Origin of the sequence: Bacillus cereus group sp. RP37 (assembly GCF_040459695.1) — a bacterium.
Lineage (GTDB): Bacteria > Bacillota > Bacilli > Bacillales > Bacillaceae_G > Bacillus_A.
This window is the reverse complement of record NZ_JARVHP010000001.1, coordinates 260,813-284,763: the sequence shown is the minus strand read 5'-3', so window position 1 is coordinate 284,763 and position 23,951 is coordinate 260,813. Positions and strand designations below refer to the sequence as shown.

Genomic DNA, 23,951 nt, shown 5'->3' with positions numbered 1-23,951 from the left:
ACGACAGAAGCCCCTTTTGCTACCGTCTTAGCAAAGGGGCTTCTTCTATATTTAAATTAGGTACTACAGTGTGATCAATCAAGTAAAGAGGTGTAACGTGTTATTGGTATAAATGACTACCAGTGTCTTTAAATTCTTTCGCTTTCTCTTTCATCCCTTTTTCAATTGCTTCTGTCGTTTCTAAATCATTTTCTTTCGCATAGTCACGAATGTCATGTGAAATTCTCATACTACAAAACTTCGGTCCACACATGGAACAGAAATGAGCCGTTTTCGCGCCTTCTGCTGGTAATGTTTCATCGTGATATTCCATCGCACGTTCAGGATCTAAAGATAAATTAAATTGATCGCGCCAACGGAATTCAAAGCGAGCTTTTGAAAGTGCATCATCACGCTGATGAGCCGTTTTGTGCCCTTTCGCAAGATCAGCTGCATGCGCAGCGATTTTGTACGTAATAACCCCCGTACGAACATCATCTTTATTGGGTAAACCTAAATGTTCTTTCGGCGTCACATAACAAAGCATCGCCGTTCCAAACCAGCCAATCATCGCAGCTCCAATCGCTGATGTAATATGGTCATAACCTGGTGCAATATCTGTCGTTAACGGTCCCAGTGTATAGAACGGCGCGCCCTGACAAATATCAAGCTCTTTCTCCATATTCTCTTTAATTAAATGCATCGGTACATGCCCAGGTCCTTCAATCATCACTTGCACATCATGTTTCCAAGCAATTTTCGTTAATTCACCAAGTGTTTCAAGCTCAGAGAATTGCGCTTCGTCATTTGCATCTGCAATCGAACCTGGACGTAATCCATCTCCAAGAGAGAACGAAACGTCATACTGCTTCATAATTTCACATATCTCTTCAAAATGAGTGTATAAGAAGTTTTCTTTATGATGGAATAAACACCACTGTGCCATAATTGAACCACCGCGTGAAACGATACCTGTCGTACGCTTTGCAGTAATCGGAATGTAACGAAGTAATACGCCAGCGTGAATTGTAAAGTAATCAACGCCTTGCTCCGCTTGCTCAATTAACGTATCACGATACACTTCCCACGTTAAATCTTCTGCAATTCCGTTTACTTTTTCCAGCGCTTGATAGATCGGTACAGTCCCAACTGGTACAGGCGCGTTACGAATAATCCACTCACGTGTCGTATGAATATTTTTACCTGTAGATAAATCCATAATCGTATCTGCACCCCAGCGAGTTGCCCAAGTCATCTTCTCCACTTCTTCTGCAATAGAAGACGATACAGCAGAGTTTCCGATATTTGCATTGACCTTCACGTGGAAGTTACGTCCGATAATCATCGGTTCTGCTTCCGGATGGTTAATATTCGCTGGCAAAATCGCACGGCCTTCCGCAATTTCCTTGCGAACAAACTCAGGCTCTACTCCTTCACGAATCGCAACATATTCCATCTCAGACGTAATGATGCCATTACGCGCATAATGCATTTGCGTAACATTTGCACCTTGCTTCGCTCTAAGCGGTTTGCGATCCATTTGCGGAAAAACAGGTGTATGTTTCGAAGCCACCTTCACACCGTCATCCTCTGGTTTCACTTCGCGCCCTTCGTACGCTTCTACATCTCCGCGCTCTAGGATCCAAGAGTGGCGCGGCGTTGGAATTCCTTTTTCTAGCTCCACTTTATACGCAGGATCTGTATAAGGACCGCTCGTATCATATACACGAATTGGCGGATTCGGAATGCCGTTCGTTTCACTTTGTTCAATCTCGCGCATCGGCACTTTCATACCTGCACGTGGTCCATCCACATACACTTTCTTACTTCCTGGTAAACTCGATTTCAATTCAATTTGCTCAGCTGAAACAGACTGTTTCATAACCTTTGTTGCCCCCCTGTACGTGACAAGGACGAGATATGGCCAGCGTATGCCAAAATAAAAAGAGCCAGGTCCATAAAAAAATAAGGACCTGGCTCATAAAGGCATCATTATGTAAAGCCGTTAACTTCCCTACGCTGGTACGAGCCAGATCAGGTCCAAAGGGTTAAGAAGTTCACGCGCTTCTCTCTCAGCCTACGCATACGTTAGGCACCCCTAGTTTATCACTGATTTAATTTTCAATACTTTCCCATCATACACGATAATCTGAAAAATGAAAAGTTTATTTCTTTTGTTGTTTATGGAATCATCCACGTTAAATAATATGCCTGTACATACGTCATAATACCAACAATAATTACGAAGAATAAACTATGCTTCAATGTAAATCGGAACAGATCTGATTCTTTCCCAGCAAGTCCAACTGCCGCACAAGCGATCGCAATCGATTGCGGAGAAATCATTTTTCCTGTTACACCGCCCGTTGTATTTGCTGCAACGAGAAGTACTTCAGATACACCGACTTGCTGTGCTGTAATCGCTTGTAAATTCGAGAACAGTGCATTCGCTGACGTATCAGATCCTGTTAAGAACACCCCAATCCACCCCAAGAATGGTGAGAAAAACGGGAATAGTCCACCAGTTCCAGCAAGCGCTAACGCTAATGTAGATGATAAACCAGAATAGTTTGCGATAAATGCGAACCCTAATACGAATCCAATAGATAGAATTGGCATCTTAAGCTCATTTAGCGTTTCTTTAAAAGTCGCTACTGCATCTTTTGCACTCATTTTTAAAATAAAGATAGAAATGACACAAGCAATTAAGATTGCTGTTCCCGTTGCTGATAATACATCGAATTTCAAAATTGCCTCGTAAGGCGTCGGTTTATTTACAATTGGTTCTGCTTTCATTACTAAATTGTGCAAGCCTGGAACTTCAAACTTAAACACAAGGCTTTCCAATGCGCCGCCTGGAGCAAATAACGCTTTAAAGAAACTTTGGCTCCAAATAACTACCATGACAGTTAAAATAATGAATGGAGACCATGCTTTTACGACTTTTCCTACTGTTAGTTTCGGCATAGATGTCACCGTCGTTGCCGCAGCTACTTCACTATTTGCTTGCCCCGATTGATAGATTTCTTTCGGCTGCCAAACTTTTAAGAATAGTGATAAACTCACTAAACTTACAAGTGCTGACGTAATATCCGGGAGTTCCGGTCCTAAAAACGTCGCTGTAATGAACTGCGTAATTGCAAATGAACTACCGGCTACAAATAACGCAGGCCATGTTTGTCTTACCCCTTTCAATCCATCCATTAAAAATACGATAAAGAACGGAACAAATAATGATAGAAACGGTAATTGATGTCCAGCCATTTGTCCGATTTTATGTGGATCAATACCTGTTACTTGTCCAGCCACTGTAATCGGAATTCCCATCGCCCCGAACGCTACTGGTGCCGTATTTGCAATTAAACAAAGACCCGCTGCATATAAAGGATTTAACCCAAGACCTGCAAGAAGTGCTGCCGTAATGGCTACTGGTGCACCAAATCCTGCTGCCCCTTCTAAAAATGCTCCGAATGAAAAACCGATTAAAATAACGAGTAAACGATGGTCATTCGTAATGGATAATACAGATGCACGAATCACATCGAATTGACCTGTTTTCACAGAAATTTTATATAAAAATACCGACATAATGATAATCCAAGCAATTGGCCATAGTCCGTATAAGAAACCATATCCGGTCGCTGCCATCGCCATCGTGAACGGCATTTTATAAGCGAATAACGCCACTAAAATTGTAAGTACAACTGTAATAAATCCTGCCACATACCCCTTCATGCGGAAAACTGCTAAAGCTAAGAAAAAAAAGATAATCGGAATAAGTGCGACCGCTGCCGAAATCCAAATGTTTCCGAACGGATCATAAACTTGTGTCCATGTGTTCATTGTTCTCTCCCCCTAAAGAATCCCCTTTTAAATAGAATAACCTTATCAATAGACTATCAGGTCATCATACCTTTCAGCCTAAAAATAAAAAACGTTTAAGAAAACGTTTTCAATAACTTTCATTTATACTGTACCATAACAATTTCCATTTAAAAAGATTTTTTTGAAAATTTTATTATTTAACAGAAAATCTTACAAAATCGTCACGTTCCTGTAATGTTCATCGATAGAAAGCTTGCCAAAACTATTGCATAATAATAATAGTATAACAACAGACATTATTCATGAGGTGATATATATGAACGGAAACAAAATATTAGCTGCTTTATCATACTTTAGTGTACTATTTGCCCCTATCTTATTCCCTATTATCGTTTGGATTGTAGGCGATGCTGAAACAAAACCACATGCAAAACGTGCTCTATGGACACATATTATTCCAAGTATCGCTACATTCATCGGCGTAACTATTTTAGGAATTATGGGTATCGGATCTGACCAGCCAGATGTAACACTTGGAATTGGAACAATGATTGTCTTATGTATTTGCGGAATTATTAGCTTATACTACTTCATTTGGAACATCGTAAAAGGTATTAAAGTACTGAAAGCTTAAGTTTAAACAAACGTTTGATTAAAACGACACTATGACATGATAAATGAAATTTTATCGATGATACAACAAGAATAATCAACCTATTAATTAAGAAAAAACCGTCCCAAAATACCTTTTGGGACGGTTTTTTTATCTTCTGCGTTTCTTCTTTTTTCTCATCATTTTCTTGCGGCGCGTATTCACTTTATCCGCTATAATGTGAAGCGTGCTTGCCACAACAATTCCCATTATGAACGTTACAATTTCAACCTCATGTTCCTTCGCAATTTCTATTAAATTCCCGTCAAGCACGATTACATTTAATAGGAATAAAAACGGAGAAAACACGATTAACATGTATGCAATACGAATCACATCACCAAGTATAATTGTATGTGTAAAGAAGGATCGATGCGGCATGACCTTCTTATACGGATACCAAAATATACGCAGGAATCCCCATTTATTATACGCATTACTATACGTATCTAAATCCGGCGTTAAAAATGAAGTACCTACTAAAAAGCCAATTGCAAAAGTTAATAAAAAATCAAAATTTGTTAATCCATACGAAAAGAGCATAAACAAAACAACCGGAAGGGATATTAAGTTTATTTTCGTATGCGTTCTTCCTGATGGCATAAAGCACTTCCTCGCTTACGTTCGCCCTGTCACCATATGACAGTTCTCACCTATTGATCTAATTTCTGATCGATAAATGATGTGTCTATATCCGAACCAAACCACTCTGCCAACTTCACTCGTGCCTTATCTTTCACCTCTTCATTGACGTATAACGATGCCTGTAATAGTGCGGCTGTCAACGCCCCTAAATCATCTGTATAACCAACTCCAGCAATGAAATCTGGGATGGCATCAATTGGTGCAATAAAATAAGCAAGTGCTCCAATCACAATAATTTTCACTCGCTTTGGAACATCAGGTCTTTGCAAAACGTAAAACAATAATAAACTTGCATAAATGACCGATTGTCCTGCTTGCTTTGCAACATGTTTTGCTTTCTTCCAAAACGCTTCAACTGAAAATTTTTGTTCCATGTGAAAGCCTCCCTATTTTTAAAAAGAAATAAGCTACAATATGTTATCAGTAAAAGTTCATCAAAATTACACACAATCTATCAATGAACTTTTATTGTAACAAATAAACTAAAAAAGAACAAGTGTTCGTTAATTTTTACATACTTCCCTTCATATAATGGGTTTCTATATAACCCCTTACCCATCGTCATTTCTTATTTCTCAACCAAAGAAATTTTCACTTTCACTTAACATTCTGTTCTATCTTTTTTATATTTTCTAGTTGACGGACATATAAACGAATGTTAAAGTTTTCTCTGGTAGTGACAAATCTCATACAAAAAATGTAAAATGTTATAGTGTTTCTCAGAAATGAATTTTGTTGTATAATACAGAAATGACGTTATGCTTATGAGCAGCACAAGAAACCAAAAGGGTATGCATAGTTATAGTCGTATATGGGTGAATATAGAACCTCAAATTATGGCCAAGAAAACTATGTATTTTTTATTTTAGCATTTTTCGCTCCAAAATCGACCAAGCCTGATAGAGAAAGGGTGGAAATGAATGAAAGAAACCTTGAAATCACAATTTCAAAATGTGCGTTTCACTGTATTCGTAGCTTTAGCTTTATGGCTGAAGACGTACCTTATTACACGCACAAGCTTCGATTTAAAACTTGAATCTTTCATGCAAGAATTCATTTTATTCCTTAGCCCATTAGCAGCATCATTACTGCTTGTTGGTCTTGCATTATTTGCAAAAGGGAAAAAACGTAACTATATAGCACTTGGAATTAATTTTGTCTTAACGATCGTTCTTGTTGGTAACGTAATGTTCTACGGATTCTACAATGACTTCGTTACTTTACCAGTACTAGGACAAACATCTAACTTTGGAAGTTTAGGTTCTAGTGTAAAAGAATTGTTTAACTACAAAATTATCCTTGCATTTGCTGATATTATCGTATTCTTCATTTTATTGAAGAAGATGAAAAATTTTGCACCGACAGAACGTGTAGCACGCCCAATGCGTTCCCTATACTTCGTGTCAACAATTGCTATTTTCTTCGCAAACTTAGGACTGGCAGAAGCTGAGCGTCCTGAACTATTAACACGTTCATTCGATCGCGTTATGCTTGTTAAAAACTTAGGTTTATATGTACACCAAGTGTATGATCTTGGCTTACAAGCAAAATCAAGTTCACAAAAAGCATTTGCTGACGGTAGTAAATTACAAGAAACAGAGAACTACGTAAAAACAACGCAAAGCAAACCAGATCCAAATATGTTTGGTACTGCAAAAGGGAAAAACGTAATTGTTGTCTCTCTTGAGTCATTACAAACATTCTTAATTGGTGCAACAGTTAACGGACAAGAAGTTACACCATTCTTAAACCAATTTACGAAAGAAAGTTATTACTTTGATAACTTCTTCCATCAAACTGGTCAAGGAAAAACATCTGACGCTGAATTCTTAGTAGATACTTCAATGTATCCACTAGACCGTGGTGCTGTATTCTTCACACACGGTAATAACGAATATACAGCAACTCCAGAAATTTTACGTGAGCAAGGATATCACACATCGGTATTCCACGCGAACAACGCAACGTTCTGGAACCGTAACATTATGTATCCGGCACTTGGTTATGACCGTTACTACAACGAGCTTGACTACAAGATTACGCCAGAAACAAAATTAAATTGGGGATTAAAAGATATCGAATACTTCGATCAATCTATCGATATGTTAAAAGAAGTGAAGCAACCGTTCTACACTCGCTTCCTGACGTTAACAAACCATTACCCATTCACTTATGATGAAAGCACAAAATTAATCGATGAATACAATTCTGGTGATGGCGTATTTGACCGTTACATGGTAACTGCTCGCTATTTAGACGAAGCAATGAAACACTTTATTGAGCGTCTAAAAGCAGAAGGTATTTACGACAACTCAGTTATCGTATTCTACGGTGACCACTATGGTATTTCTGAAAACCATAACCGTGCAATGGCACAGTTCTTAGGAAAAGAAGAAATCACTGCATTTGACCATATGAACTTACAAAAAACACCGATGTTTATTCACGTTCCAGGTCAAAAAGAAGGTAAAACAATTTCAAAACCAACTGGTGAAATTGACATTAAACCAACAATTCTAAACTTACTTGGTGTAGATTCTACAAATCAAGTTCAATTCGGTCATGATGTATTCTCACCAGAAAATAAAGGATTCGTTGTTCTTCGTGACGGTAGCTTCGTTACAGATAAGTACATGTACACGAACAGTACATTCTACGATCGTAAAACTGGCGAAGTTGTACAATTACCAAAAGAAGAATCTCAACCACTCATTGATCGTGCCCAAAATGAATTGAACATGTCTGACAAAATCATTGAAGGTGACTTACTTCGCTTCTCTGAGAGCAACAAGACCAAAACTGGTGAAGTAAAAACAGCTATTAAAGAAGAAAAGAAGAGCGCTGAGTAATCTCAGCCTCTTTTTTTTATATTTCTCCATATAATCACTTATATTCATTCACTTTAACATTACATAACCTTTACCAAATATTCACATGGAATTAACGAAACATCTCTATAATAAAATATGTAAACGAGGTTCTATATATTTCTTATCTCTCATCTTTACTAAGATCCCTTAAAGAAATGTGTGAATCGTTTATTTCTACTTTCTTATAATTGTCTTTCAATATGTTTTGTTTCCATACACAAAACATTCAATAAGACGATGTCCCTATGAAAGATAGCTACCCTCCTTGTGCAGCATTCCATAAGAATGTTGCTTTTTTTTATTTAAAAGCAACATTCTTATTTCTTATTTTCGAATTTGTATATACAAAATGCTGTAAAGTGAAACTTTAATCAGTGGGGGGTGTTCACCCCACTGATTATCAGCCCTCACCAATCGGGCATTTACGGGCAGTTATTCGCCTGCTTCACTTCTTTGCCCCAGCTGAATTTTTAAGTGGGAGTATTACTGCCCGCTAATACGGGGTAAATCACTACTACTTCTCTACACTTTGCAAATACATAGACGTCATATGTAAAGCATGACTCACATAAAAATTACTGTAGTGGTTTTTATTCTGAACGAATTAAAGTTTCACTTATGTACTTACGAAAGGATGGGACGTAAATTGGCATATGAAAGATTTGTACTTTGGAATGATGCAGTTATTGATACAACGAAACAAAAAACGTACATAGAACCTGAAGAAAGAGGCTTACAGTTTGGAGATGGTGTCTATGAGGTTATTCGCCTATATAAAGGGAACTTTCACTTATTAGATCCGCATATCACAAGATTATATCGCTCCATGGAAGAAATAGAATTAACACTCCCTTTCTCAAAAGCAGAACTGATTATCCTACTCTATAAACTAATCGAAAATAATAATTTCCACGAGGATGGAACGATTTATTTGCAAGTATCTCGCGGTGTACAAGCTCGTACCCATACATTCTCATATGACGTCCCTCCGACAATCTATGCCTATATTACGAAGAAAGAAAGACCAGCGTTATGGATTGAATACGGTGTACGTGCTATATCAGAACCAGATACACGCTGGCTACGCTGTGATATCAAATCATTAAATTTATTACCCAATGTATTAGCTGCTACGAAAGCTGAACGCAAAGGTTGTAAAGAGGCCCTTTTCGTACGAAATGGTACCGTAACTGAGGGCAGCTGTTCTAATTTCTTTCTCATAAAAAATGGAACTCTCTATACACATCCAGCCAATCACCTTATTTTAAATGGAATCATTCGTCAATATGTCCTTTCTTTAGCGAAAACCCTTCGCATTCCGGTACAAGAAGAACTTTTCAGCATTCGTGATGTTTATCAAGCAGATGAATGCTTCTTTACAGGAACGACGATTGAAATTTTGCCGATGACTCACCTTGATGGAACTGCAATTCAAGATGGTCAAGTTGGCCCTATCACAAAAATGCTACAAAGATCATTTTCTCAAAGCTTGTTACAATCCAATATGTCATCTTCTTAAACACGTATAATTTCTATCCTTTCTGCATTCAATATATGTATTTAAATGGAAATCAAGGTATAGATTTATGCCTTGATTTTTTTTTGTAATCTTTTTGTCATATTCAGATTACCGCATAAGTCTTGACAGTAATCGACATGCTCTTTAGAATTTTTAACAGTTGGTAAATATTTCTTCACTACATTACAGACAGAAAGGAATCGACAAATTATGAAAAAATACCTTGCCGGTCTTGCGGCAGTGTCTGTAGCAGGAGGAGCAGCACCTACACTTGATAGTGTTCAAGCTGCCCCTGAACAAAATACACAAAAAGCTGCTACAACTGTCCAAGCTTCCGCATCAAACAGCTCATCTTATACGGTAAACACTAGCGTATTACATGTTCGTGCAGGATCAAGTACTTCTCACGAAATCATCTCGCGTGTTTATAACGGTCAATCACTAAACGTGATTGGCGAAGAAAATGGTTGGTTCAAAATTAACATTAATGGACAAACAGGATTTGTTAGTGGCGAATTTGTATCAAAAAATGGTGCAAAAACAAATAACACTGTAAGCACAGGTGGAAACAATAAAGTTACCGCTGATGTATTACGTGTTCGTACAGCTCCTAACACTTCTAGTTCTGTTTCAGGACGTGTATATGAAGGACAAGCTTTAAACGTAATTGGTCAAGAAAATGGTTGGGTGAAAATCAACCATAATGGACAAGTTGGCTATGTAAGTAGCGAATTCGTATCTGGTGTTTCTTCTAACGCAGGTTCTTCAAACAATAATACAAATAATAACAACCAAGAATCTGTAAAACCAGCAAGCGGAAACTATACAGTAAATGTATCTTCCCTTCGTGTTCGTACAGGTCCTAGCACTTCTCATACAACTGTAGCTTCTGTTACAAAAGGACAAGTAGTACAAGTTGTTGGCGAAGTTCAAGATTGGTTCAAAATCAATTATGCAGGACAAACAGCTTACGTAAGCAAAGACTACGTAACAAAAGGCGGTTCTAGCGACAACGTTACACAAGGTAACAACCAAGATAACAAACAAGAACAAAATAATAATGTAACCGTTCAAACTGGTGGTACTTACGTTGTTAACGCAACATCTCTACGCGTTCGTACAGGTCCTGCTGCTTACCATAGTGTAATTGGTGGCGTGTTAAATGGTACTACATTAAACGTAGTTGGATCTGAAAACGGTTGGTTTAAAGTAAACTATCAAGGAAAAACAGGCTTCGTTAGTAGCGAATTTGTTAAGTTCGTTAAAGGTGGCACTGCTACTCCTGAACAACCGAAGCAACCTGAGCAACCAAAACAACCTGATCAAGGTGCAATTGGTGACTACTATATTAACGCTTCTGCATTAAACGTACGTAGCGGCGAAGGTACAAATTATAGAATCATAGGCGCACTTCCACAAGGACAGAAGGTTCAAGTAATCTCTGAAAACTCTGGATGGAGCAAAATTAACTATAACGGTCAAACTGGTTACATCGGAACACGTTACCTTTCTAAAACACCAGTTGGTGGCGCAGTAGATAATAAGCCTAACAACAACCAAAATAACAATCAAAACAATCAAAACAATCAAAACAATCAAAACAATAATACAGGTAATACTAGTGGCGACAGTTCTTCCATACTTGCATATGCAAAAGGAATGCAAGGCGTACCGTACGTTTGGGGCGGAACTTCTGCTACTGGTGTTGACTGCAGTGGTTACATCTACCACGTATTTAAGAAATTTGGTCATAACATTAGTCGTCAAAGTGTTGCAGGATATTGGAGCAGCTTACCACAAACTTCAAGTCCACAACCTGGTGACTTAATTTACTTCAAAGACACTTATAAAGCTGGTCCTTCTCATATGGGTATTTACCTTGGTGGCGGATCATTTATCCAAGCTGGAGATAAAGGTGTCGCAATCGCTTCATTAAGCAATTCTTATTGGAGTAAACACTTCTTAGGTTATACGAAAGCACCTTAAGTTATATTTTTAGAGCCTTCTAGATTACTAGAAGGCTTTTTTTAGTATTTGTCACCTATATCCCCGAAAAAATAATGTATCTATTTCCCTATTTCATACACCATATTCTACAAAAACAATCCATAACGTTATCACAATGTATATATTTACATAAAAAACATAACCTATTTCATGTGTATTTATTTTATATGTGTTTTTTCAAAGAATTTTCTTTTTATTTAAACTTTTCGTTAGACGTTTGACCTCCGATGTCCATTATGATAAGTTACTTAAGATGTTATATTCGCAAAAGTATAGACAACTGGTTTATACACTTTTTTACTATGAGGAAGGAGCATACACTGCATGAATCTTTTATGGGGAATTGGCGGCGTGATTGGAGTATTAGCAATTGCTTTCTTACTATCTTCCAACCGCAAAGCTATTAATTGGCGCACGATTTTAATCGCGCTAGCATTACAAATGTCATTTTCATTTATCGTATTACGATGGGATGCCGGAAAAGCAGGTTTAAAACACGCTGCAGATGGCGTTCAAGGATTAATTAATTTTTCTTACGAGGGAATTAAGTTCGTTGCTGGGGATTTAGTCAACGCAAAAGGCCCTTGGGGATTTGTTTTCTTCATTCAAGCACTACTTCCAATTGTATTTATTAGTTCATTAGTAGCAATCTTATATCATTTCGGTATTATGCAGAAGTTTGTTAGTGTCGTTGGTGGCGCATTAAGTAAACTTCTTGGAACTTCTAAAGCTGAAAGTTTAAACTCAGTAACAACTGTATTTTTAGGACAAACTGAAGCTCCAATCTTAATCAAACCTTACTTAGCACGTTTAACAAATAGTGAATTCTTCACTATTATGGTAAGCGGTATGACAGCGGTTGCCGGGTCAGTTCTTGTCGGTTATGCAGCAATGGGTATTCCGTTAGAACACTTATTAGCAGCAGCAATTATGGCAGCTCCATCAAGTTTATTAATTGCGAAACTAATTATGCCTGAAACAGAAAAAGTAGATAATAACGTTGAACTTTCTACAGAACGTGAAGACGCAAACGTTATTGACGCAGCGGCACGTGGTGCATCTGAAGGTATGCAACTTGTAATTAACGTAGCAGCAATGTTAATGGCTTTCATCGCATTAATCGCTCTATTAAATGGCTTATTAGGTTGGGTTGGTTCTTGGTTCGATATTAAACTTAGCCTTGATTTAATCTTCGGTTACTTACTATCACCATTTGCAATCTTAATCGGGGTTTCTCCTGGTGAAGCTATACAAGCAGCAAGCTTTATCGGTCAAAAACTTGCAATCAACGAATTCGTTGCATACGCAAACTTAGGACCACACATGGCAGAGTTCTCTGCAAAAACAAATTTAATTTTAACATTCGCAATCTGTGGATTCGCAAACTTCTCTTCTATCGCAATTCAGTTAGGTGTAACAGGAACACTAGCTCCTACTCGCCGTAAACAAATTGCACAGTTAGGGATTAAAGCAGTTATCGCTGGTACATTAGCGAACTTCTTAAATGCAGCAGTTGCAGGTATGATGTTCCTATAAAATGATGTAAAGTCTCCTCTTTCTAAAGAGGGGACTTTTTATTATTATGTTTACTTTTTTGTATATATTAAATACTTTATGCCGAAATATAAGAACATTATGATACAATAATTAGTAAGTCTGTTTATTTTTTCTTACCAAAGAGGGATACTACTTATTGTTGCTCTCTCAAAAAGAATCTAGTCATCCGGTCTATTTCTTAATAATTGCGCATACTACAAGTATCCTTGCATGAATTATCTTTAAGGAGGAAAGTTTTGTGAAAGATAACTTCTATAAAGTCCTCTCTATGTGGGTTTTACAAATTTTATTTTATTTTACAACTGTACATGTAACGCAATATGAGCATGCTCTCATTTTTACAATTATATATGTAATGGTTAATGTACTATTTCTATTTTTGCCTGATAAGACTGCATTTGTTCTCTTCATATTAGGAACTATTGTTTCGGTGTTCTACCTATTCTACCAAGCATGGCTTTACTTATGGAGCACATCAGAACAATGGCAATACATTATTACTCACTTCCTAATGGCAGCAAACTTCTTCATCGTATATATCTCAACTCATTTATTAAAGAAGGTTATTCATGAAAATAAAGAATTAACCGAACGTGTGAGAACGTTAGAACAATACATTGGAGAATCAAAATTATTAACAAGACAAGAATTCGAAAGACGACAAGCATTATTAATAAATGCAATGAATCGTCGTAATGAAACAGGCGTTATAATTTATTTTGACTTCACTTCCTTTAGTAAATATACGAAGGAAAGTGTTATGGACCGTGTAGCTTCATTATTAGTTGAAACGGTAAGAGCTGACTTTGATCTTGTTGCTGAATATGATAACAACACATTAGTCATTTTATTACAAAATACAAATGAAGCTGGTGCCGATATTGTAATGAACCGTCTACAGCCCAAAATGGAAAAATGGCTTGCAGCTGAGGCAATTCAAGACATTAAGATTCAACGAGAACAAATCGCTACAAAAGGACCGACAGTATTATGATGACACTCGTTATACTTCTTTTATTCCTCCTGTTTTGCGTACTCGTTTTTTGGATCAGTATCACATTTTCAATTAAATATGTACTTATTTTTACAGCCTTTCTGTTCTCTGGCTTACTCGTCTACTATTCTTTCTTAACACTCGCAGGTTTAGTTCACCGAAATAGGAAACGAAAAGATCGTACGCTAGAACATTATCCAAGCGTCGACATTTTAATACCTGCCCACAATGAAGGCGTCGTTATTAAAGATACTTTGGAAGCGATGGCGAAGATTGAATATCCAGGTAAACTAACCGTTTATTTATTAAACGATAACTCTCATGATGAGACACCTGAAATCGGTGACGATTTTGACAAAGCTTATGCTCATATTCGTCACATTCGTGTTCCGGCGGGTGAACCAAAAGGAAAATCGCGTGTACTAAACTATGGTCTGAGTATTTCAGATGGTGAATACTTCTGTGTGTATGATGCAGATAATCAGCCTGAACCAGATGCACTGCGAATGCTTGTAGAACACGCTGAAACAACTGAGGATGCTGTTGGAGCTGTTGGTCACGTTCGTACTGTAAATGAAAACAGAAACTGGCTAACACGAATGATTTCCTTAGAATTTCAAATCTTCCAGCTCCTTATGCAATCCGGACGCTGGTTATTATTCCAAACAGGTTCACTGACAGGAACAAACATGCTTCTTCGTCGCTCTGCATTAGAAGAACTTGGCGGCTATGACCCTTATGCAATTGCAGAAGACGCTGAATTAACATTAAGAATTACACAAAAAGGCTATCTCTTACCAATCGTTCCAGAATCTATTACATGGGAACAAGAACCGGAGCATTTAAAAATCCTTATTAAGCAGCGTACACGCTGGCTCCAAGGAAACTTGTACATTTTAGAAAAAATGTTTTCTTCATTAAGTTTCTTTAAAGGAAAGCTTCTCGTCCATTCCTTACAACAAGTTTTAGTGTATGTTGTATTTTGGCTATTCTTAATCATTTCAAACGTTTGGTTCGTAATTGGGTTACTCGGTATATTCCAAATTCAATATAGCATTCCGCTACTATTTATGTGGTATGTCGCATATATTACATATGTTTCTCAATTATTTAGTGCCCAGAGTGTGGAACGAACCTTTACACCAACTAATATTTTTATTAGTGTTATCATGTACTTTACGTACGCACAGCTCTTTACGTACTTATTCATTCGTAGCTTAATTTTATACTTGCGTGCAAAGAGCAAGAAACAAGTCATTGGCTGGGATAAAACAGTTCGATTCAAAAAAGAAAAGTAAAACTTTAATCAGTGGGGGTCCTCCCACTGATTTTTATTTACAAAATAAAAATCAGCACAGAGCGCCGTAAGCTCTGTGCTGATTTATTGCCGTATAAATTATATATCAGACAATACCCCTTAGCTGAAAGTAATTTCACGTCCATCCCCCAACGAACGATCGACCTTCATTTATATACGAAAAAGTGATTGCTATTTTTGTAGAACCAATTGCTTCTCTTGCTGTTCTTTGCGCGTTTCAGTCTTAGGTTCCGTGCTTTCTTGGACACTACGATGTGCCACACGTTTCAAACAAATATGCTTCCACTTTCTTTCGTAACGTTTCATTATTCTTGATGTCCCCCTTGAATGCGCTTTAAAACTATTTGAAATCGCTTACAGGAAATAATATAGCACATATACATAAACGTGACAACACATTTCCGACAATTTTTTGTCAAAAATATGAATAGAATTTGTAGAATATCGAATATTGTCGAAATACATCGTTTTTTCTTCATATAAAAGGCATACTACTTATATAGTTAAGTATTTTATTTCCCTTACTTGCAGTTCAAATCCCTTCTATATAAAAAAGAGCTGATATGAAATCAGCTCTTTTCCTTCTATTATTTATGATGCTTCATACGTCCTTCTTTTTGTAACTCTTTAAACAATGCTGCCATCATAAAGAAAATAACGAAGACGAATGGGAATGCCGCAATGATAGCTGCCGTTTGCAATGCTTCTAATCCGCCGATATATAATAAGGTAGAAGCTATCGCGGCTAGAACGATACCCCAAATCATTTTAATACGGTTTGGTGGATTTAAACTACCATGTGTCGTTAACATCCCTAAAACAAATGTTGCAGAATCTGCAGATGTAATAAAGAATGTTGCAATAAGTAAAATACCTAAAACCGATAAAGCTGATCCAAAGCTGCCCATCTGATCGAACATAGCAAATAATCCTACTTCTGTTCCCATTTCTTTCACTTTGTCGAAAATATGCGCATTACCAAACAGCTCCATATGAATACCTGTCCCGCCGAAAACGGAGAACCAAAGTGCACCAATTACGGTTGGTACGAGTAACACACCAATAACAAACTCACGAATCGTACGCCCTCGTGAAACACGCGCAATAAATGTACCTACGAATGGTGACCATGCAATCCACCATGCCCAATAGAAAATGGTCCATGATTGAATCCATTGATTTCCGCCTTCATCTAATGGACTTAAACGGAAACTCATACTTGGTAATTCCTGAATATAAGAACCAATCGTTGAAGTGAAGTAATTCATAATAAAGTTTGTTGGACCTGCAAATAATACAATTATCATAAGTGCAAATGCCAAAATAATGTTCGTATTACTTAAATATTTTATTCCTTTATCAAGACCTGTCTGCGCAGATAACATGAAAAGAACGGTTACGATTGCAATAATAACTAACTGTGTCGTTAATGAATTCGGGATAGATGTTAAATAACTAACACCACCTGCAATTTGTTTCGCACCAAGACCTAATGATGTCGCAACGCCAAACACCGTCGCGAAAACAGCTAACACATCAAATGAACGAGCAATACGCCCATGTTCCCCGCCTTTAAACAACGGACCTACTGTCGCACTGATTGTACTTGCTTTTCCTTTTCTAAAAGTAAAGTAAGCAATACATAACGCTACAAACGCATATAGTCCCCAAGGATGTAATCCCCAATGGAAAAATGAAAAACGTAGTGCAAGTCGCGCACTTTCCTCAGTTGCACCTTCTCCAAACGGAGGTGCGTACAAATGGTTTAATGGTTCGGCAACACCCCAAAAGACTAAGCCGATACCCATACCAGCGCTAAATAGCATAGCAAACCATGTCATATAACTATAATCAGGTTCGTCATCATCTTTACCTAAACGAATAGAACCGTATTTCGAAACAATTAAAAAGATAGACACACCTAAAATAATAGAAACAGAAATAATATAGAACCATCCAAACTTACTAACCAACGCAGTTTGAATTGCGGTTGTTACATTTCCTAAGCTACCTTTTCCAATAATAGATTCGGGAATAATCCCCCAAATTGTGAATGCAATACATAATGTTAATGAGATAATAAATGTTTTCGTTAGTTTCCTCATCAAATCCCCCTTCGTAGGTTTACTTTTATAAATAACATAAATTCCGATATGTAAAATCGGATAGAAAACTATGATTTTTACGGTGATTTTCTTACTTTCACCTTCACCAATTTGAATTCTTATGGACAGCCTTACCTTCCGTATAACCTTTTCACTCTGCAAGAGCTACAAGATCGAAATACTGCTGTCAAATTATGCGAGAAAAATGCGGATGGGAATGTGTTTTCCCAAAAAAGGATGTGTTACAGATGTAAAAAAGGGCAAATTTCTTCCTTACAACCCTTTCTTTTTGTAACAATTATGCGGTTTTTTTGCTAGTATATAGCACGTGTTTATAGTTTCACAAACAAAATGTTTATGTTTATATAACTATATTACCCATAAAACGGTAAAATACTCAAGGAATGTAACTGTATAGTAATCATCATGTAACACTCCTGTAATATTTTTATTTACGCCGAAAAAAATATGTTGTATTAAATATTTTGAATATAAGTAGAAACCTACTAATCACATAGAATGAAAAACGCTTTCCTATATTTTTTGTTATATTACAGGATGTTAACGACTGATTACGAATGGTTTGTAATTGTGTGTTTTCCCGAAATCCGAAAAAATCTGTTGCTATAATGAGGACACGAAAACAAACGCAATGGAGGCTATCATGAAAAAATTAATTGGAATAGCAACAGCAGCAGTTTTTGGTCTTGGGATTTTCACATCTTCTGCTAATGCAGAAACTGTTGTAACAACAGACGTACTAAATGTGCGCGAAAACCCTACTACTGAATCAAAAGTTGTCGGTAAATTACTAAACGGTAATAAAATAGATGTTCAAAATACAGAGAACGGATGGTCAAAAATCACTTTAGATGGTAAAGACACATTCGTAAGTGCAGAGTTCACAAAAAGCATCTACTACGTAACAGCTAACGTATTAAACGTACGTGCTGAAGCGAACACAAACTCAGAAATTCTTGGAACGTTAAAGAAAGACGATATGATCGAAACAACGAACCAAGTACAAAATGAGTGGTTACAATTTGAATATAACGGGAAAACAGCTTATGTTCACGTTCCTTTCTTAACAGGTACAGCGCCTGTTATTGAGAAACAAGAACAACCTGCTCCTGCTAAAACTGTAGCACCAGCTAAAGCACCTGCAGCACAAGCAAAACCAGCTGCTAAGCCTGCTGTGAAAGCTGCTGAAACTAGCGAACCTTCTAATGGTCGTGAGTTAACAGTTGTAGCTACAGCATATACAGCTCATCCGAGCGAAAACGGTGGCACATATGGCGGCCGTGTATTAACTGCAATGGGTCATGACTTAACAGCGAACCCAAACATGAAAATGATCGCTGTTGACCCGAAAGTAATCCCATTAGGATCTAAAGTATGGGTAGAAGGTTACGGAGAAGCTATCGCTGGAGATACTGGCGGTGCAATTAAAGGTAACCGTATCGACATTCTACTTGGATCAGATAGTGCTGCTCAAAAATGGGGTCGCAAAACTGTTAAAGTGAAAATTTTAAAATAACCAATGACTGCTAAAGCCAGTTCTCTTTATTGAGAGCTGGCTTTTATTTTTTTATAATAGCTATAAGGAGGTTATGTCCATGAATGTACAAGCAAAAGTAGATTGGATCGGTACACCAAAACCGTATATATATAAGGATGAAGTAACATACGACGCTACTTCCATTGATTTTTCACTCACTGGCGATGACAATCGATATAAATTAATTGTACTCAGCTCTGAAGAAAATACTCATTACAAAATTGTCCAATATGGAATCAAACCTGGCTCACAAAAGCCATTTCCTATCGACATTCCATTCGAACAAAATATGTTGCCAATGATCGAACAAATATTACGTGATCCGTATGTACAAGCAATATTAAAGGAAACGCGCTTCTAATCGAAAAAAACTATCTCAATTATAGAGATAGTTTTTTTATTAGCAAGTCAAACCATATACTTGCCCTAATTTCAACATATTATTTACAACATCTTTCCATTCACAGTTACAATATGATAATCCAAATTTCATTTTTTCTGTTTTGAGCATTTTTTGTTTATAATGGTAAAGGAAAGAAATATGTGTACGGAGGAATATTATGCTGCAACACTCAATTACGAAAGATGAAATTATGATGATTGCGAATGAGTTCGTTCAAGGACTAGATCCACAGCAAACAGCTGATCAGGAACATGTCGCTACAGCTCGGCACCTATATCGTAGTGGTGTTGTCTACAACGTTGACTTTGATGGTTATACACTATCAGGAACTGTAGATGCTGAAGGCAGCGTATATAGCGTCCATATCCCGATTCGTAACGTCGCTGAAAGCTATTGCGATTGCTTCGCACCAACGCAATGTGAGCATATGCTCGCTGTGTTACTATCTGCAGCATCTAGTTTCGGGCAAGTAGGAGATGTATTAACTTTATTTAAAAATAATACGAAACCTTCTCTTCCTCCTATTCGAACTGCAAGACAAGTATTGCAATCATCATCTTTTGAAGAAACGGATTATAAAAGTTGGCAATCGTATTTTGACAACGAATATGAATCATTTAAAAAAGAACAAGCTCGGCTTACTTATAAACAAATGTATTTTCTTATGAGTATTTTTACAGACTTCTATACGAAACTCGAGCGGAAAGCTCCGCGTATCGTTGCGATACATGAGCTGTTCAGGCTACATGCAGCGCTTTATTGCTTTCAAAAATTATTAGAAGAAATTCAGGACTTTGAAGCAAATAAAACGTATTCTTATCACCAGCCTGTTAATGTCGTTCGCCTATTTGTAGATAAAGTGGAATCCATCGTTCGGGACTTACAATCAGAAGCGATTCCTTCAGAGTCTGAATCAATTTTGCAAGAAACAGCTCGTCTCGTTCACGAAGTATTCTTCTCCACTGACGCTTATACGCAAGAGAGATATTTTATTTATCGTCACATATGGAGTGAACTCTTACACAATAAAGAGCAACTGCAAGAAGAAGAAAAACGAATCGATACGAAAATCAATCCACTTTCCAAAGCATTAGCATCTTCTCATCTACTCTTTTTAAATGACGAAGACCTATTAGCAATGGATTTACTAAAAAAACAGCCTGCTTCTGTTGTAAGTCTATACTTCTATTGGTTAGAAGAGCTATTAAATACAATGAAGTGGGATCGTGCGAAAAACTGGCTTTCCTTTACGTATAAACAAGTGAAGAAAACGATACATGAGCACGAAAATACGATTTTCATAAAAGATATCGTTCGCTTATTTGTCATCATGTATGAAACGTATGCAACCCATACAAATGAACAAGCTGGACTCGAAATGATTTTGCAAGAGCTATTACCATATAGTTTCGCAAACTATGAGCAATACGTACTCGCGAAAAAGCAATATCGTACATGGGCAGAACTTCAGCTCTTACATGGATTTGAAGCAATTGAACTGTTGAAAGAGCCGCTGAAAGATATTGAAAAGGAAGCACCAGAAGCAGCACTTCCTCTTTATCATCTTGCTGCCGTAGAGGCCATTGAAGAACGAAATCGCAAATCATATAGACGTGCAGTTCGTTACTTAAAGAAATTACGTACATTATATAAACGATTAAAGCGTACCGATGAATGGGATGCTTTCATTATTCATATCGCAAACTTACATTCACGTCTACGTGCACTACAAGAGGAATTACGGAAAGGAAAATTAATCGATGATCAATCAAACTGAAGTAACAATTAGGCTCCAGCACGTTAGTCAAGGTTGGTTCCTTTGGGGAGAAGATGACAGCGGTACTCCATTATCCGTAACAAGTTGGAAACGAAATGCGTTTACATGGCACTCTACTTCTTTCTACGGCACGTTTCTAAAAGAAGCAACCTTTGAAGGAAAACAAGGTGTTATGCTAACAAATGCACAAGCATTTGAATACATCGCTAATAAACCAATGAACTCCTTTTCCCATATTCAAATGAACGGCCCTATTACAGCACTTACGAAAGATGCGAACGAATTATGGGATGCCTTCGTCAGCGGTAGCTTCGTACCTGATATGGAGCGTTGGTCTCAGCAACCATCTTGGAAAGTACAACATACACCAATTGAAGATGACACATTAGCATCTCTTTTCTCGTCAGCGGTAAATGAAAGCATATTACAAGATAACCGTTCAAACGACGGATGGGAAGATGCAAAGAGACTTTATGAACATTACGACTTTACGAAAAGACAATTGGATGCATCACTACATGAAGAAGATTGGCTTAGAAAAATTGGTTACATTGAAGATGACCTTCCCTTTACAATCGGACTACGACTACAAGAGCCGCAAGAAGAATTTGAAATGTGGAAGCTTGAGACAGTTGTTACACCAAAGCGCGGAGCACATCGCATATATGTGTATGAAAGTATCGATTCTTTACCAAAACGATGGCACGATTATGAAGAGCGTATTCTTGAAACACAAGAAGGCTTCAGTAAACTCGTACCGTGGTTAAAAGAAGATGATACGTTCCGAAGTGAACTCTTTGAAACAGAAGCGTGGAACTTCTTAACAGAAGCAAGTAACGAATTACTCGCTGCAGGTATTACGATTTTACTACCATCATGGTGGCAAAATTTAAAAGCAACAAAACCAAAATTACGTGTACAACTGAAGCAAAATGCCACCCAAACGCAATCTTTCTTCGGCATGAATACGCTTGTTAATTTTGACTGGCGTATTTCAACGAACGGCATTGATTTATCAGAAAGCGAATTTTTCGAACTCGTTGAACAAAACAAACGGTTATTCAATATAAATGGTCAATGGATGAGACTGGATCCAGCCTTTATTGAAGAAGTACGAAAACTAATGAACCGTGCTGATAAGTATGGACTAGAAATGAAAGATGTCCTTCAGCAACATTTATCAAACACTGCTGAAACAGAAGTTGTAGAAGAGGATAGTCCCTTTACCGATATTGAAATCGAACTAGATGGATATTATGAAGAGCTATTCCAAAAACTATTACACATTGGAGATATTCCAAAAGTAGATGTCCCTTCTTCACTAAACGCAACACTCCGTCCATATCAACAACATGGCATTGAGTGGTTATTATATTTAAGAAAGCTTGGATTCGGAGCATTATTAGCTGACGACATGGGACTTGGAAAAAGCATTCAAACGATCACTTACTTACTATATATAAAAGAGAACAAGCTCAAAACAGGCCCTGCTTTAATCGTGGCACCGACATCCGTTCTTGGAAATTGGCAAAAAGAATTTGAGCGTTTCGCACCAAATTTACGTGTTCAATTACATTATGGAAGTAACCGAGCGAAAGGCGAATCATTTAAAGACTTCCTTCAATCAGCAGATATTGTATTAACATCTTATGCATTAGCTCAGCTTGATGAAGAAGAACTTAGTACGTTATGCTGGGATGCTGTTATTTTGGATGAAGCACAAAATATTAAAAACCCACATACGAAACAGTCAAAAGCAGTACGAAACTTGCAAGCTAATCACAAAATCGCTTTAACCGGGACACCGATGGAAAACCGACTTGCCGAGCTTTGGTCTATTTTCGACTTCATTAATCATGGATACCTCGGTAGCTTAGGACAATTCCAGCGCCGCTTCGTCTCACCGATCGAAAAGGACCGTGACGAAGGAAAAATCCAACAAGTTCAACGTTTTATCTCACCATTTTTACTGCGCCGAACGAAGAAAGATCAAACAGTCGCATTAAACTTACCAGATAAACAAGAACAGAAAGCTTACTGTCCACTTACTGGTGAACAAGCTTCCTTATATGAACAACTTGTTCAAGATACGTTGCAAAATGTAGAAGGATTAAGCGGGATTGAGCGCCGCGGATTTATATTACTCATGCTGAACAAGCTCAAACAAATTTGTAACCATCCCGCTCTTTATTTAAAAGAAACCGAACCAAAAGACATCATCGAACGTTCCATGAAAACGAGCACGCTAATGGAACTCATTGAAAATATAAAAGACCAAAATGAAAGTTGCTTAATCTTTACACAATACATTGGCATGGGGAACATGCTGAAACATGCGCTAGAAGAAAAATTCGGTCAGCGCGTCCTCTTCTTAAACGGTAGTGTACCGAAGAAAGAAAGGGACAAAATGATCGAGCAGTTCCAAAACGGAACGTATGACATTTTCATCTTATCGTTAAAAGCAGGTGGAACTGGCTTAAACTTAACTGCTGCCAACCATGTCATTCACTACGACCGTTGGTGGAATCCAGCTGTAGAAAACCAAGCAACAGACCGTGCATATCGTATTGGTCAAAAACGCTTCGTTCACGTTCATAAGCTCATTACAACGGGGACACTCGAAGAGAAAATTGATGAAATGTTAGAGAGAAAACAATCACTAAACAACGCTGTCATTACAAGCGATAGTTGGATGACCGAATTATCTACAGATGAATTAAAAGAACTACTTGGTGTATAAAC

16 protein-coding genes and 1 riboswitch are annotated in these 23,951 nt (G+C 37.4%); of the genes, 11 read left to right on the top strand and 5 right to left on the bottom strand.

The features are described 5' to 3' along the window. Nucleotides 1-100: 100 nt before the first annotated feature. Nucleotides 101-1,861, bottom strand: coding sequence for a phosphomethylpyrimidine synthase ThiC (thiC, locus tag QCI44_RS01375; RefSeq protein WP_016085544.1), 1,761 nt, complete (start codon nucleotides 1,859-1,861; stop codon nucleotides 101-103). A gap of 112 nt (nucleotides 1,862-1,973) precedes the next feature. Further along, nucleotides 1,974-2,089, bottom strand: a riboswitch (TPP riboswitch). Between the two features lie 71 nt (nucleotides 2,090-2,160). Further along, nucleotides 2,161-3,822: an L-lactate permease gene (lldP, locus tag QCI44_RS01370; protein ID WP_016136044.1), complete on the bottom strand. Its 1,662-nt coding sequence runs from the start codon at nucleotides 3,820-3,822 to the stop codon at nucleotides 2,161-2,163. Nucleotides 3,823-4,120: 298 nt separating this feature from the next. On the opposite strand from lldP, the gene QCI44_RS01365 reads away from it, so the two are divergent. Then, nucleotides 4,121-4,438, top strand: a complete 318-nt coding sequence (locus QCI44_RS01365) for a magnetosome magnetite crystal formation protein family (RefSeq protein ID WP_016136045.1) — start codon at nucleotides 4,121-4,123, stop codon at nucleotides 4,436-4,438. A 129-nt stretch (nucleotides 4,439-4,567) separates the two neighbouring features. Here the strand turns inward: QCI44_RS01365 and QCI44_RS01360 are convergent, their stop codons facing one another. Next, the gene (locus tag QCI44_RS01360; protein WP_016085542.1) at nucleotides 4,568-5,059 is read right to left on the bottom strand and encodes a metal-binding protein; all 492 of its coding nucleotides are present in this window, start codon (nucleotides 5,057-5,059) and stop codon (nucleotides 4,568-4,570) included. 50 nt (nucleotides 5,060-5,109) lie between these two features. Then, nucleotides 5,110-5,475, bottom strand: a complete 366-nt coding sequence (locus QCI44_RS01355) for a YkvA family protein (protein WP_098591689.1) — start codon at nucleotides 5,473-5,475, stop codon at nucleotides 5,110-5,112. Between the two features lie 546 nt (nucleotides 5,476-6,021). Between QCI44_RS01355 and QCI44_RS01350 the strand changes: the two genes are divergently transcribed. The 6 genes from QCI44_RS01350 to QCI44_RS01325 all read left to right on the top strand — a co-directional run bounded on the left by QCI44_RS01350 (nucleotide 6,022) and on the right by QCI44_RS01325 (nucleotide 15,346). Next, the gene (locus QCI44_RS01350; protein ID WP_016085539.1) at nucleotides 6,022-7,950 is read left to right on the top strand and encodes an LTA synthase family protein; all 1,929 of its coding nucleotides are present in this window, start codon (nucleotides 6,022-6,024) and stop codon (nucleotides 7,948-7,950) included. Nucleotides 7,951-8,605: 655 nt separating this feature from the next. Next, entirely contained in the window at nucleotides 8,606-9,490 is an 885-nt protein-coding gene (locus QCI44_RS01345; protein WP_098591688.1) for a D-amino-acid transaminase, read from the top strand. A 210-nt stretch (nucleotides 9,491-9,700) separates the two neighbouring features. Next, nucleotides 9,701-11,476: a C40 family peptidase gene (locus QCI44_RS01340; protein ID WP_353810977.1), complete on the top strand. Its 1,776-nt coding sequence runs from the start codon at nucleotides 9,701-9,703 to the stop codon at nucleotides 11,474-11,476. Between the two features lie 345 nt (nucleotides 11,477-11,821). Beyond that, nucleotides 11,822-13,033: a NupC/NupG family nucleoside CNT transporter gene (locus QCI44_RS01335; protein WP_342716365.1), complete on the top strand. Its 1,212-nt coding sequence runs from the start codon at nucleotides 11,822-11,824 to the stop codon at nucleotides 13,031-13,033. Between the two features lie 259 nt (nucleotides 13,034-13,292). Continuing rightward, nucleotides 13,293-14,048: a GGDEF domain-containing protein gene (locus QCI44_RS01330; RefSeq protein WP_016085535.1), complete on the top strand. Its 756-nt coding sequence runs from the start codon at nucleotides 13,293-13,295 to the stop codon at nucleotides 14,046-14,048. Beyond that, on the top strand, nucleotides 14,045-15,346 hold the full coding sequence (locus QCI44_RS01325) for a glycosyltransferase family 2 protein (protein WP_098591687.1): 1,302 nt from the start codon (nucleotides 14,045-14,047) through the stop codon (nucleotides 15,344-15,346). The genes QCI44_RS01330 and QCI44_RS01325 overlap by 4 nt, the downstream gene beginning before the upstream one ends. A 607-nt stretch (nucleotides 15,347-15,953) precedes the next feature. Here QCI44_RS01325 and opuD read toward each other — a convergent pair. Next, a complete protein-coding gene (opuD, locus tag QCI44_RS01320; RefSeq protein ID WP_016085533.1) occupies nucleotides 15,954-17,471 on the bottom strand; it encodes a glycine betaine transporter OpuD in 1,518 nt (505 codons plus the stop codon). Between the two features lie 664 nt (nucleotides 17,472-18,135). Between opuD and QCI44_RS01315 the strand changes: the two genes are divergently transcribed. The 4 genes from QCI44_RS01315 (at nucleotide 18,136) to QCI44_RS01300 (ending at nucleotide 23,949) form a co-directional block, all read left to right on the top strand. After that, nucleotides 18,136-19,008: a cell wall-binding protein EntA gene (locus QCI44_RS01315; protein WP_016085532.1), complete on the top strand. Its 873-nt coding sequence runs from the start codon at nucleotides 18,136-18,138 to the stop codon at nucleotides 19,006-19,008. Between the two features lie 79 nt (nucleotides 19,009-19,087). Further along, on the top strand, nucleotides 19,088-19,390 hold the full coding sequence (locus tag QCI44_RS01310; protein ID WP_088084583.1) for a DUF3910 family protein: 303 nt from the start codon (nucleotides 19,088-19,090) through the stop codon (nucleotides 19,388-19,390). Between the two features lie 199 nt (nucleotides 19,391-19,589). After that, complete coding sequence (locus QCI44_RS01305; protein WP_016085530.1) at nucleotides 19,590-21,209, top strand: SWIM zinc finger family protein; 1,620 nt, start codon at nucleotides 19,590-19,592, stop codon at nucleotides 21,207-21,209. Further along, nucleotides 21,193-23,949, top strand: a complete 2,757-nt coding sequence (locus QCI44_RS01300) for a DEAD/DEAH box helicase (protein ID WP_016136053.1) — start codon at nucleotides 21,193-21,195, stop codon at nucleotides 23,947-23,949. Before QCI44_RS01305 ends, QCI44_RS01300 begins: the two co-directional genes overlap by 17 nt. Nucleotides 23,950-23,951 lie beyond the last annotated feature (2 nt).